Annotated in this window: 12 protein-coding genes; 8 read left to right on the top strand and 4 right to left on the bottom strand. The window is 57.0% G+C overall.

The features are described from left to right. Positions 1-5: 5 nt before the first annotated feature. Together AB3Y40_RS13745 and AB3Y40_RS13740 are read right to left on the bottom strand one after the other, a co-directional pair. On the bottom strand, positions 6-1,628 hold the full coding sequence (locus tag AB3Y40_RS13745) for a GMC family oxidoreductase (RefSeq protein ID WP_369439354.1): 1,623 nt from the start codon (positions 1,626-1,628) through the stop codon (positions 6-8). Beyond that, positions 1,625-2,683 carry a PEP/pyruvate-binding domain-containing protein gene (locus tag AB3Y40_RS13740; RefSeq protein WP_369439353.1) on the bottom strand — a complete coding sequence of 353 codons (1,059 nt, stop codon included), beginning with the start codon at positions 2,681-2,683 and terminating at the stop codon, positions 1,625-1,627. Before AB3Y40_RS13740 ends, AB3Y40_RS13745 begins: the two co-directional genes overlap by 4 nt. 118 nt (positions 2,684-2,801) lie before the next feature. Here AB3Y40_RS13740 and AB3Y40_RS13735 point away from each other — a divergent pair, with 118 nt between their 5' ends. Further along, a complete protein-coding gene (locus tag AB3Y40_RS13735) occupies positions 2,802-4,286 on the top strand; it encodes an aldehyde dehydrogenase family protein (RefSeq protein ID WP_369439352.1) in 1,485 nt (494 codons plus the stop codon). 4 nt (positions 4,287-4,290) lie between these two features. On the opposite strand, the gene AB3Y40_RS13730 is transcribed toward AB3Y40_RS13735, so the two are convergent. Then, positions 4,291-4,725 (bottom strand): MarR family winged helix-turn-helix transcriptional regulator, encoded by a 435-nt coding sequence (locus AB3Y40_RS13730; protein WP_369439351.1) that lies wholly within the window; start codon positions 4,723-4,725, stop codon positions 4,291-4,293. 69 nt (positions 4,726-4,794) lie between these two features. Between AB3Y40_RS13730 and hmgA the strand changes: the two genes are divergently transcribed. Genes hmgA through AB3Y40_RS13700 form a run of 6 tightly spaced genes read left to right on the top strand, consistent with a single transcriptional unit; the run spans position 4,795 to position 10,792 of the window. After that, on the top strand, positions 4,795-6,150 hold the full coding sequence (hmgA, locus tag AB3Y40_RS13725) for a homogentisate 1,2-dioxygenase (RefSeq protein WP_369439350.1): 1,356 nt from the start codon (positions 4,795-4,797) through the stop codon (positions 6,148-6,150). Between the two features lies 1 nt (position 6,151). Further along, on the top strand, positions 6,152-6,784 hold the full coding sequence (gene maiA / locus AB3Y40_RS13720) for a maleylacetoacetate isomerase (RefSeq protein WP_369439349.1): 633 nt from the start codon (positions 6,152-6,154) through the stop codon (positions 6,782-6,784). Further along, on the top strand, positions 6,781-8,004 hold the full coding sequence (fahA, locus tag AB3Y40_RS13715) for a fumarylacetoacetase (RefSeq protein WP_369439348.1): 1,224 nt from the start codon (positions 6,781-6,783) through the stop codon (positions 8,002-8,004). The genes maiA and fahA overlap by 4 nt, the downstream gene beginning before the upstream one ends. A gap of 5 nt (positions 8,005-8,009) precedes the next feature. After that, positions 8,010-8,960: an MBL fold metallo-hydrolase gene (locus AB3Y40_RS13710; protein WP_369439347.1), complete on the top strand. Its 951-nt coding sequence runs from the start codon at positions 8,010-8,012 to the stop codon at positions 8,958-8,960. A 23-nt stretch (positions 8,961-8,983) separates the two neighbouring features. Further along, on the top strand, positions 8,984-10,606 hold the full coding sequence (locus tag AB3Y40_RS13705) for an FAD-dependent oxidoreductase (protein ID WP_369439346.1): 1,623 nt from the start codon (positions 8,984-8,986) through the stop codon (positions 10,604-10,606). A 3-nt stretch (positions 10,607-10,609) separates the two neighbouring features. Beyond that, entirely contained in the window at positions 10,610-10,792 is a 183-nt protein-coding gene (locus AB3Y40_RS13700; RefSeq protein WP_369439345.1) for a DUF2783 domain-containing protein, read from the top strand. Positions 10,793-10,864: 72 nt separating this feature from the next. Here the strand turns inward: AB3Y40_RS13700 and AB3Y40_RS13695 are convergent, their stop codons facing one another. Continuing rightward, on the bottom strand, positions 10,865-11,242 hold the full coding sequence (locus tag AB3Y40_RS13695) for a hypothetical protein (protein WP_369439344.1): 378 nt from the start codon (positions 11,240-11,242) through the stop codon (positions 10,865-10,867). Positions 11,243-12,179: 937 nt separating this feature from the next. Between AB3Y40_RS13695 and AB3Y40_RS13690 the strand changes: the two genes are divergently transcribed. Then, entirely contained in the window at positions 12,180-13,151 is a 972-nt protein-coding gene (locus AB3Y40_RS13690) for an ABC transporter substrate-binding protein (RefSeq protein ID WP_102859944.1), read from the top strand. The last annotated feature ends 32 nt before the right edge of the window (positions 13,152-13,183 follow it).

Raw genomic sequence — 13,183 nt, 5'->3', positions numbered from 1 at the left:
GATCTTCACGCTGCTTTCGTCCTTGCGCGACGGTCGGTCGCGATGAGGTCTGCAGCCTTTTCGGCAATCATGATGGCGGGGGCGTTGGTGTTGCCGCTGACAATTGTTGGCATGATGGATGCGTCCACGACCCGCAGGTTCTGAACCCCATGGACCCGCAGGTTTGGGTCCGTCACAGCATCGGGGCCGGTGCCCATCGCACAGGTGCCAACGGGATGATAAACGGTGCGCGCATTGGCACGCACAAAGCTTTCAAGGTCGTCGTCGTCTACTGCCTTCCCTGGCAAAATCTCTGTCAGGCCGTGGGGTTTGAACGGGTCCTGGCGCAGAATTTCACGTGCAATACCAACGCCTTTGGTCAGCAGTCGCAGGTCGTCTTCGTGGCGCAATAGCCCCAGATCAATCAGTGGATCGCCATCAACCCGGGATGGGTCCAGCGTTAGGGACCCCCGGCTTTTCGGGCGCAAGACGCAAGTGTGCAGCGACACACCATGACCCCATTCCAGCATCTTGCCACGGTGACTTTTGCGGCCGGGGATAAAGTGGAACTGCAGATCAGGCTGATCCTGATCCGGTGCAGAGCGGATGAACCCGCCGCCTTCGACCATATTGGAGCTCAACATACCGCGGCGGCCAAAGACATAGCGCAGCCCTTCCCAGGACAAACGCGGCAGGCCGGCCATTGAAATCCCATATGGCGTGCGCGATGTGCTTTCGCAGATGACCATACAGTCGACGTGGTCTTGCAGGTTGGCGCCTACGCCGGGAAGCGCAGTATGAACCGCAATTCCGCAGGCGCGAAGGTGCGGGCCGGGTCCGATTCCGGACCGTAACAGAAGTTCTGGCGATCCGATGGCACCCGCGCTGAGGATAATCTCGATCCGCGCTTCAATGTCTTCGGTCTGGCCGTCGTTCCGTTTCAAACGAACCGCCTGAGCCGTCGCTTCGGACATGACGACCTCACTGACCACAGCATCCGTTTCAATATGCAGGTTCGGGCGCGTTTGGGTGTTTTTGAGAAACGCATGGGCGGTGCTCATGCGGGACCCACCGGACTGCGTGACCTGATAGACACCAACGCCTTCCTGATCCGCGCCGTTGAAGTCACGCGTCTGGCGATACTGCAACTGACCGGCAGCTTCGATAAAGACATCGTTCATTGGACTGGGGTCTGTCAGGCGTTGCACGGACAGCGGTCCATCCGACCCATGAAACGTCGGGTCAACGCCGGGGGCCGAATTGCCTTCCGATCGCATGAAATACGGCAGCACGTCGTCAAAAGACCAGCCAGCGCATCCTTGCGCCGCCCACCCATCATAGTCAGCAGCCTGACCACGGATGTAGATCATCCCATTAATCGAAGACGACCCGCCCAAAACCTTGCCACGTGGAACAGAGACCTGTCGCCCGCCAAGACCCTCTTGCGCGGTCGATGTATAGAGCCAGTTCAGTTTTGGGTGCTTTGATAACCAGATCAGCCCTAGTGGGATCGAAATGGCGGGATGTGTGTCGCGCGGCCCCGCTTCGATCAAGCAAACGCTAACAGATGGGTCTTCGCTTAGTCGCGCGGCTAGCGTTGCCCCAGAGGATCCGGCCCCCACAATCACATAGTCAAAGCAGCGCGTCATCCCTTGACGCCAAACGCATATTTGCCGGCGTATGCGGCAGGGTTCCAGGCGGGGGCAGGTTCGGGCGCAGGCTCTTGGCCCAATGTGGTGATCGGGCGCACCTGAACCAGAACCGGCGGGTCCCCCACCGCGCGGTGCGCCGGGATCACCCATTCGACATCAATCGGCCCCGCGACGTTTTCTTCGACGCTGCGCACCGCCGCAGCGATGGCTTTGATTTCCTCATCATTCAACACGCGACCATGCCGGAACAGATCCGGTGTGGGCACTTCAACAACCAGCCCTTTGGCCGCGTCAAAGACAGATACGATGACCTTTTCGGTGACGGCGACATCCAGCACCCGCAGGTCCGTTTTATCAACGATGGCGCGGTCCGGGGTCACGACACCTTGCACAACGGATTCGCCAAACCCCCAGTTGCCTTCGATGACGATCCGGTCCCGCTTGCCCGTCAGCGGGTCTGCGGAAAAGGCAACGCCAGCGGCACGCGCATTGACCAGTTCCAGAACAACAACAGCCATGCGGCCGTGGCGGCCCAAATCATTGCGGGCGCGGTAGCCGATGGCGCGGGCGTTGTACAAACTGGCCCATACCTTTTTGATATGCGTGATCAGGGCATCATGGCCCGCAACCCCAAGGAATGTTTCAAATTGTCCGGCAAAGCTTGCGTCTTTGGCGTCTTCACCAACTGCGGATGACCGCACGGCCACCTGCAGGCTAAGCGTGCGCGTGTCATAACAAAGCTGATCGTAGGCCTGTGTGAAGGCAGCGCGCATCGCAGCAGGTAGGGTCGCACCGCAGATCGCTGCGGAGATTTGGGCAGCAGCGGCATTGCAGGCGGCATCATCGGCGGCGTCTAGACCATCCAGAACAGTGTTGATTTGATCGCCAAGGGTCGTGCCTTCGATCAACTGGTCGAGCGCAACAGCCTTTACGGTAAAGCCCTTGGGGACGTTGCAGCCCATGCCGATCAACTCACCAAGGCGCAGACCTTTTCCGCCGAGAAATGCTTCGTCGCCATCGGGTTGAAGTGGGTGAATGAGGCCTGTGTCCATCGCTGCGCGTCCTCCCGTCCGCTCAAACGTAATTTAGTTGCATTTGAAATAAAAATATTCCATTTGCAACAAAACAATTTAAAAACAACCTCACGATCCTGTGCGAAGGTGGGCTAACATGCTGGATTTGAACGAAATAAAAATTCTGAGGTCTGTTGAGGTTTCCGATCAGTCAAACCTGATTGATGGGAGGCATCAGACAACAGACGACAGAATCACCGTCACATCACCTATCGACGGTGCGCCAATCACGACGATTCCCGCAACGCAAGTGCGAGACGTTGACGCAGCTGTGATTGCAGCGCGCGCTGCTTACGCCGATGGTCGGTGGCGGAAGATGCCCCTTGCACAACGCAAAGCGGTTTTGCTGCGCTGGGCGGATCTGATTGATGCTGAGGCGCTGCCTTTGGCCGTGCTTGGGGTACGTGACAACGGCACCGAACTCGCAATGGCGTTGAAAGCAGAGCCCGCGTCATGTGCCCAAACCATCCGTTATTACGCGGAAGCAATCGACAAGGTCGGCGGTGAAATCGCGCCCTCAGCTGACGATCGGCTGGGTCTGATCCACCGGCAGCCAATCGGAGTGATCGGCGTCCTGACGCCTTGGAACTTTCCTTTGATGATCGGGGCGTGGAAAATCGGGCCTGCGCTAGCGATGGGGAATTCGGTTGTGCTGAAACCGTCCGAAAGCGCGTCCCTCAGCCTGTTGCGGATCGCGACACTGGCGCTGGAGGCCGGTCTTCCCTCCGGTGTCTTCAACGTGGTCACTGGTCATGGACACGAAGCGGGGGCTGCGCTGGCTGGCCACGATGACGTTGATGCATTGCTCTTCACTGGGTCCGGGGGCACCGGGCGGCAGCTTTTGATGGCGTCTGCGCAGTCGAACCTGAAGCCCGTGTATCTTGAGCTTGGTGGCAAATCCCCAAACGTCATCTTCGATGATACATCTGACATCGAAGCGACCTGCAAAGCTGCCATCGGTGCGATCTTTCGCAATTCGGGGCAAACCTGTGTCGCCGGGTCCAGATTGTTGGTGCAGTCGGGCATCAAGACCGAGGTTCTGGACAGGTTAGTTGCCATGGCCGAAAGCCTGCGCATCGGTGATCCGCTGGATCCTGCCAACGATATTGGGGCGGTTCATTCGCACGACCAACTCAAGCGCAACCTTGATCATGTGGCCGCTGCACAAGCCGCTGGGGTCAGACTGGTGACCGGCGGCCACAGCCTGCACGACGCGGGATCTTATATGGCGCCTACGATTTTCGATGACGTTCGCCCAAGTGACGCGATTTTTCGCGATGAGGTGTTTGGCCCCGTCTTAACAGTCACAACGTTTGACACCGAAGCCGAGGCCATTGCGTTGGCAAATGACTCAGACCTTGGATTGGCTGCGGGGGTCTGGACGTCCAATTTTGATCGTGCCAACCGGATGGTGAGAGATTTGCAGGCCGGGGTTGTCCACGTCAACACCTATGGCGGCACGGATGTGACCGTCCCGATGGGCGGCGTAAAACAATCGGGATACGGGTATGACCGGTCTTTGCGGGCGCTTGATCAGGTGTCCCACATGAAGACGGCGTGGATGGCCGTTGCGCCCCGATGACGGTCTACAGGTCAGCGATCCGCGCGAGGCATTGCTTAAGGGTCGCGCGCTCTTCCGGGGTGAATTGCGCAACAAGGTTCTCATCGAATTTCTGCGCGGCCTGGCGAAGTTCAGCAAACACACTGCGGCCCATGGGCGTCAATTCCAGCAGCTCTTGCCTGCGGTCCTTGGAATCTTCGCTTCGGCGCAGATATCGTTTTAGTTCAAGCGCACGAACTGCGCGGCTAACCTTTGTTTTGTGCAGCCGGGCCCGGTTACAGATATCCCGCGCGAGCTGTGGGCCATATTGACCGAGGTGAAACAGAACCCGCCATTCCGTGCGCAACATCCCGTAAGTGTCCCGGTAGTGCTGTTGAAACGCGAGGCTCGTTGTCTCGGATGCGAGGTTCAGCAGGTATGGCGTGAAGTCCCGCAGATCGTAATCGGAAATATTAGTCATAAATGTAACTTTATGCCTTGTTAGTTACAAAGCCAACTATAAATTGGTTTCAATTGAAAGGACCGGGTAATGCAACAAACGACTGAGATTTCTGGCCTCAAGCGCGCGCCTTCGATTGTGGGCACGCATGAAGGTTACATGCCGGGTTGGGGTAATGACTTTGAAACGGAGGCCCTGCCAGGGGCTTTGCCACAGGGCATGAACAGCCCGCAGAAATGTAACTACGGGCTTTATGGCGAACAGCTTTCCGGCACGGCCTTTACGCAGCCAATGCCAGAGCGCACTTGGTGTTACCGCATCCGGCCGTCGGTTAAACATAGCCATCGCTTTGAGAAGATCGACCTTCCGTATTGGAAAACTGCGCCGCATGTGAAGGACGACGTGATCTCTTTGGGTCAGTATCGCTGGGATCCGGTGCCACAAACCGACGCGCCGCTGACGTGGCTGACGGGCATGCACACCATGACCACGGCGGGCGATGTGAACACGCAAACCGGCATGGCAAGCCACATCTACCTTGTGAACGAAAGCATGGTAGACGCCTATTTCTATTCCGCCGATTCCGAATTGCTGATCGTACCACAAGAAGGCACGCTGCGGTTCGCGACCGAACTGGGCGTTCTGGATGTGGCCCCTCAGGAAATTGCGATTATTCCGCGTGGTCTTGTTTATAGGGTCGAGGTCCTTGATGGCCCGTGTCGTGGTTTCGTCTGCGAAAACTATGGCCAGAAATTCGACCTGCCGGATCGTGGACCCATCGGCGCAAACGCGCTGGCCAACCCGCGCGACTTCAAAACCCCCGTTGCGGCGTTTGAAGATCGCGAGGTGCCATCGACCGTCACAGTCAAATGGTGCGGCCAGTTCCATCAGACCAAGATCGGCCATTCGCCGCTTGATATCGTGGCCTGGCACGGCAACTACGCGCCTTGCAAATACGATCTGAAGACATTTTGCCCGGTAGGCGCGATCCTGTTCGACCACCCTGATCCATCCATCTTCACGGTCCTGACCGCGCCTTCGGGTCAGCCAGGAACGGCGAACATCGACTTTGTTCTGTTCCGTGAGCGTTGGATGGTGGCCGAGGACACATTCCGCCCGCCCTGGTACCATAAGAACGTCATGTCGGAACTGATGGGCAACATCTATGGCGAATATGACGCCAAGCCTCAGGGGTTCGTACCCGGCGGGATGAGTCTGCACAACATGATGCTGCCACATGGCCCCGACCGCGAGGCATTTGAAAAGGCGTCAAACGCCAACCTTGGGCCGCATAAGTTGGAACGCACAATGTCGTTCATGTTCGAAACCCGGTTCCCGCAGCATTTGACCCACTTCGCTGCGACCGAAGCCCCGCTTCAGGACGACTACATCGACTGTTGGGGTGACATCGAAAAGAAATTCGACGGTTCACCGGGCAAGAAGTGACATGTTGATCCTTCACACATATTGGCGGTCCACGACGTCCTATCGGGTGCGCATCGCATTGGCGATGAAGGGGATTGAATATCAATCCCGCCCGGTCGATCTGGTTGCAGGTGCGCAGCGCGCGCCCGACTACGTCGCGCTGAACCCGATCCAGGGCGTGCCGACCCTGGTGTTGGAAGACGGCGCGGTGCTGACACAATCCATGGCGATCCTCGACTATCTGGATCATCTGGAGCCAGAACCGCCCTTGCTGCCAAAGAATGACCCGCTGCTGCGCGCGCGGATCATGGCGGCGGCAATGGTCATTGCGACCGATGTGCACCCGGTCAACAACCTCAAGGTAGTGACCCAGATTAAAGACATTGCCGGACCGGAAGAGGGGCTGCCTTGGATGCAGCATTGGATGGTCCATGGGTTTGCCGCGTTTGCTGCGCTGATTGAACCTGCCACGCCCTTCGCCTTTGGCGATCAACCAACGCTGGCCGACATCTGCCTTGTTGCACAGCTATATAATGCACACCGCTGGAAATTTGATCTGTCGGCTACACCCCGCCTTCTTGATATCGAACAAAGATGCCTCGACTTGCCGGCTTTCGACGCAGCCCGACCCGAAAACCAAATGGATGCAACATGACACTTCAAAAATCTTGGGTGGCCTCGGCCAATTCAGCCGAGACACCTTTTCCCCTCAATAACCTGCCTTACGGTGTCTTTTCTGATGGCGATGGTCCGCGAAGACTGGGGGTGGCCATCGGCGACCGCATTCTTGACGTCGCCCGTGTGGCAAATGATTTGCCCATTTCAAAGTCGCTGCTGGAAGATCCACGCGGTTGGAACGGGGTCATGGAACAAAGCCCCGAGGTTTGGGCGGCGCTGAGGGCGGCGCTGACGCAAATGCTCTCGATTGGTGCGCCAGAGCGGAACGAGGCGCTGGTGCCACAGGCCGACGTGACACTGCACATGCCCTTTAGCGTAACGGAGTTCACCGACTTTTACGCGGGCAAGCACCACGCCACAAACGTGGGCACCATGTTCAGGGGCGCAGAAAATGCGCTGCCCCCAAATTGGCTGCACATCCCCATTGGTTACAACGGGCGTGCGTCCTCTGTCGTGGTTTCCGGCACCGATATCCGCCGCCCTTGGGGGCAACTCAAGGGGCCGAACGATGACGCCCCGCGATGGGCTCCGTCCGCGCGGTTCGATATTGAGCTTGAGATGGGGGCCATTGTCGGGGCTGCATCCAATGGTCCGATCAGTGTGGATCAGGCGGATGCCAATATCTTTGGCTATGTGCTTCTAAACGATTGGTCGGCGCGGGATATCCAGGCGTGGGAATATCAACCTCTTGGACCGTTTCAGGCCAAAGCGACGGCAACGACCATAAGCCCGTGGATCGTCACCAAGGCAGCACTTGAGCCGTTCCGCTGCGCCACCCCGGTGCGAGAGAAAGAGCTTTTGCCACATCTGCGCGACACCGGTCCGATGCTTTATGACATCCCGCTTACCGTAACGCTGAACGGCGAGACGATCATCCGCACCAACTACAAAGAGATGTATTATTCTGCGGCACAACAACTCGCCCACCACACGACATCAGGCTGTCCGATGCGGACGGGGGACCTGTTGGGATCCGGCACGATCTCGGGCCGGGAGCGTGAAAACCGCGGATCGCTGCTGGAACTGAGCTGGGGCGGGAAGGAGCCGTTTGAGACCGCTTCCGGCACGCGCAGCTTCATCGAAGATGGCGACACCCTTGGCCTGCATGGCGCGGCCAAAGGCGACGGTTACACAATAGGGTTTGGTGCCTGCATCGGCACCGTTCTGCCCGCCCACGACGACCCAATTAAAGGATAACCATCATGGCAAAGGCTTTTGCGTCCCAAGGGGACATGTCTGAGAAAAAGATCACCTTTGACGAGATCGGAGAGGGACTTTGGGCCTTTACCGCCGAGGGGGATCCAAATTCAGGCGTCATTATCGGTGACGACAGCGTCATGATCGTAGAAGCGCAGGCCACGCCGCGCTTGGCCAAAAAGGTGATTGAAAAGGTACGGGGGGTCACGGACAAACCCATCACCCATGTGGTGCTTACCCACTACCACGCCGTCCGCGTGCTGGGCGCATCGGCCTTTGGTGCAAGCCAGATCATCATGTCCGATGCGGCGCGCTCTATGGTGATGGAGCGGGGCCAAGAGGATTGGGACAGCGAGTTCCAACGCTTCCCGCGCCTGTTCGAGGGTCATGAGAGCATCCCCGGCCTGACCTATCCGACGACCACGTTCAACGACAGCATGACAGTCTATCTGGGCAATCGCCGCGTAGATATAAAACAGATCGGGCGTGCGCATACCGCCGGAGACGCGGTGATCCATGTTCCGGATCAGAACGTGCTTTTCACCGGCGACATCGTCGAAGACCATTCGGCTTGTTATTGCGGCGACGGCCATTTTGCGGATTGGGGCAATACGCTCGACAAAATCAAAGCCTATGATGCAGATGCCATCGCGCCGGGGCGCGGCGGCGCACTGATTGGCAAAGATGCCTGCGAGCGGGCCATTGAATCCACACGTGATTTTGTCGACAGCACCTATCGGCCTGCCGCAAAGGTCGCGGTGGCGGGCGGCTCTCTTAAGGAGGCGTGGGAAGCGGTGCGGGCCGAATGTGACCCGAAGTTCAAAGATTACGCGATCTATGAACATTGCCTGCCATTCAACGTGTCCCGTGCCTACGACGAGGCGCGCGGGATCGCCCACCCGCGCATCTGGACGGACAAACGCGACATTGAAATGTGGGAAGCCCTGCAAGGGTAACCGCAGCAGACGGAGGATCGGATATGGTCGCCCAACGCTACGAGACCGTCTTCAAGCTTTACCCCTACGCCAAAGTGCCAGATCAGGATGCAGCGCCGCGCCGCCATCCCGTTGTCATTGTCGGCGGTGGTCCCGTTGGCCTTGGAATTGCGCTGGACCTTGGGCAACGCGGCACCCCGGTTCTGGTGCTGGATGACCACGACGGGGTTGGCAACGGGTCCAAGGCCATCTGTTTTGCCAAGCGAACACTCGAAATCGCCCATCGCCTTGGCGTGGGCGCGCAAATGCTGGACAAAGGCGTTGTCTGGAACGTCGGCAAGGTATTTCACAACGACACCCAGTTGTTCGCGTTCGACCTGCTGCCAGAAGATGGCCACCGTAACCCGGCCTTCATCAACCTTCAGCAACCCTATTTCGAAAAATTTTTGTTCGACGGAATAAAAGCCGCGCAGCGGAATGGTGCCCCGATTGAGGTGCGCGGGCGCAATGCCGTCACGTCAGTGCGGTCGCAGAGTGATCATGTCCGCGTAGAGGTGGATACCCCCGACGGACCTTACACCCTTGAAGCGGATTGGTTGATCGCATGTGATGGGGCACGGTCTCCGACACGCAGCATGTTGGGGCTCGATTTCGACGGCCGCGTGTTCGAAGATAATTTCTTGATCGCGGACGTTCGCATGACCGCAGATTTCCCGACAGAGCGCTGGTTTTGGTTTGAACCGCCGTTCAAAGACAGCGGTCAGTCGGCTTTGCTGCACAAACAGCCTGATGATGTCTGGCGCATTGATTTCCAGCTTGGCTGGGATATTGACCGCGATAGGGAACTGGACGAAGACCGAATCCGCGCCCGTGTGGATGCGATGCTGTCGAGCCAAACAGGACAGGTGCCAGACTACGAACTGGTCTGGACGTCGATCTACACCTTCCAGTGTCGCCGCATGAAGGATTTTCGCCATGGTCGCGTTTTCTTTGCCGGTGATAGTGCGCATCAAGTGTCGCCATTTGGTGCACGTGGCGCGAACTCAGGCATGCAAGATGCTGAAAATATTGCGTGGAAACTGGATCTGGTGATCAAGGGGCTGGCCCCGGATACCCTACTCGACAGTTACGGCGAAGAGCGGGGATATGCCGCTGACGAAAACATCCTGAACTCGTCGCGCGCGACAGATTTCATGACACCCAAATCCGACATGTCAAAAACCTTCCGCAACGCCGTATTGGACTTGGCCGGGAAACACAGTTTCGCACGCCCTCTGGTCAATTCCGGCAGGCTGTCTGTGCCGTGTGTCTATGACGATCTGTCCTGCATCGGGCCCGATCTGCTGAATGGCCCGACCGTCACGCGACCGGGTGCGGCCTGCACGGACGCACCCGACAAAGATCGTTTTCTACTGGATAGGCTGACCGGCAAGTTCCAGATCTTGGCAATTGGTGGGGATGCACCGGATGGATTGCTGGTAGATGGGGCGCCCATTGATGTACTTCATTTAGCAGATCCGTCAGACGCATTGCGCGCCCGGTTTTTGGGAGACGCTTTGCAGGCCATTTATCTGATCCGCCCAGATCAGCATATCGTCGCGCGTTGGCCTTCTTTTGACGCGCAGGCGGTCCAAAGGGCGCTGACCCGCACGCTTGGAAAGGAGTAACGCATGTCCCTGATATTGAAACCTAATTTGCCGGACCCTGACGGGTTCTATGACGAGTTGTTGGCGGCCCATGCAAAGTTGTCTGAGGCCGAAAGCACTGCATTCAACGCGCGTTTGATCCTGGTGCTCGCAAACCACATCGGTTCGCGGGAAATGCTGAGAGAGGCCCTTGAAGCAGCAAAATAAGTGAGGGTCTCGCAAAGGCACCGGCCGCGTCACTGAAGCCAAAAGCATGCTTGTTGCTTGGACCAAGCCGGATCACCGTGAGAACGAAATCAAAGAAAAGAAGCAGAGCGAAGGATCATCAGAATAGCCAATTTGTTCAATTTGACAGACCTTGATGTAAGCTGCTGCGAACGTCGGCATTCCGCGCATCATGCTGTTTGACGCCACAATTGATGGGATCTCGCATTGGGCGCGCGCGATCCTGTTCGAGAGGTTCGTGGATTTGGTTAGACGCTCAAAGGTGCCGAACTGTATCCAGTGGCGTTGGGATGCACCGCTGATCACCTGAGGAAAACCAACGAACTCATCACCCAGCCTACATTCCACCAAAATTGCTCGTCCGATCCGCCGGATTGGTGCCAAGTCTCTAGGGGGCGCGACTTGAGCAAAAAATGCCGCGAGAGCGGCCACACTCGGTCCATGCTGCTGCCAGTGTCCTGAGGTGGTCCGACATGGATGTCGCCTCTGATATGCGTCCGTTTAGATTCGACGCCATCGTTGGCGCGCGTTTGCAGAGAAGGTCAGCTTTGCGCCCCGCGTGCTGAAACCAGGACAGCAAGCGCACTTGTCGGGGGCTGTCTTTGGAAACGAAAAAAGCCTGTTCTGTAAACAGAAGACTTCAAAACGCGCGAGAAAACGAAAGTTGCGGCCTCCCCCGGAAAAGTACCGAGTCTCGCCGGATGTCACACATGGATAAAACGCTGGCTGTGCGCACAGTCTCGAGCTATCCAGTCTGCGCCAAATTTCCCTGCTAACAGGGAAATTACAGGGAAAAATTGCCATTTTGAGGGGTTTTCTGTCACTTCGTCTCCAATTTTCTTTAGAGAACAGGCCGCTACATGCGATTTCCCTAAGCGCATAAACAGGGAAAACTTCAAACAACATCAGTGAATTTCCGTAATCGAACAGGGAAGAGGTTGTCCGCATTGGACTAACGGCAGTCTGACTGACCGGCTAAAAGCGCTGAAGCCGTCGTTCGTGAACAACGCAGCGATCGTCAGAATTGAGCCCAAATCTACTGATGCTGCAGCCAGTTCGAATGGGCGTGATGAACACAGAACGGACGTTCCCGGGTGTGATCACTCCTCCTGCCGTCTCTTGAGAAGAGGCAATTATACACACGCATAAGCCACCTATGGATTTACATCTAAGGAGCTTCGTTGGAACGAAGGTCACCAAATTCGAGCCTGCCTTCACCTCTCCACCTGTAAACAATTGTACATGATTCAAAATTCTTTTCAGTTTTTTGCTCATAGGCCTGTCGGTACAAATCATCGCTACAAACAAGGCGAATTTTGGCTTGGAGCGTTTCTCCGTCCCTGTTTCGCCGATAACAAGGAGGAAAGAAATGTTCAAGATTTCAACGGGACTCGGGTGCTTATTTGCTGCGGCAATCACCGCCTCGGCGGCCCAGGCAGACGACTGCGGTGAAGTATCACTGATGCAGGCCGATTGGGGGTCGGCGCAAATTGTGACCGCGGTCTCGAAGTTCCTGATGGAGCAAGGCTATGGTTGCGAAGTGACGACGGTTCCGCTCTCGAGCAACCCCGCGCTGGCATCCGTATCCGAGACTGGAGAGCCTGATATTCTGACTGAAATCTGGACAAACGGCGCGCCGGCTTACCAAGGGCTGGTTGACTCAGGTGCAATCATTCCTGTGACCGAAGTTCTATCAGATGGCGGTGTCGAAGGGTTCTTTGTTCCGAACTACCTTGTGGAGGAGCATCCGGAACTGGCAACAATTGAAGGCATCGCAGCCAATCCCGAACTCGTCGGAAATCGCTTTCACAATTGCCCCGAGGGATGGACTTGTCTGAATGTCAGCACCAACCTGATGAAGGCAGGCGGGTTGATTGATGCAGGCATTGAAAACTTCGTGCATGGATCAGGCGAAACCCTTGCGGCTTCGATCGCTGCCGCCTACGAAAACAAAGAGCCGTGGTTCGGCTTTTATTGGGCACCGACATCGGTACTGGGCAAATACCCGATGACCCTGGTCGATATGGGCCCCCATGACCCTGAAAAGCACGCCTGCAACATCACAGCGGAATGCGACACGCCAGCAATGAGCGCCTTCCCTCGCAGTGAAGTGGTTACAGTTCTTTCCAAGGAATTCATGGCTGAAAACGCAGAAATCTCTGAGCTGATGACAAATCTGTCCTTCACCAACGCACAGATGGGCGAAACGCTGGCATGGGTCGAGGACAACAATGCCTCCTACGATGAAGGTGCTGTGCACTTTCTGACGACCTACAAGGATGTCTGGGGGGCGTGGCTTAACGATGCTGCGCGCGACAAACTTTCCGCATTGCTGCAGTAAACTGCACGGACAGGGGCATCCTCAGCGATGCC

It is taken from the genome of Yoonia sp. R2331 (genome assembly GCF_041103235.1).
Taxonomy (GTDB): Bacteria; Pseudomonadota; Alphaproteobacteria; order Rhodobacterales; family Rhodobacteraceae; genus CANMYO01.
This window is presented reverse-complemented; position numbering and strand designations above follow the sequence as displayed.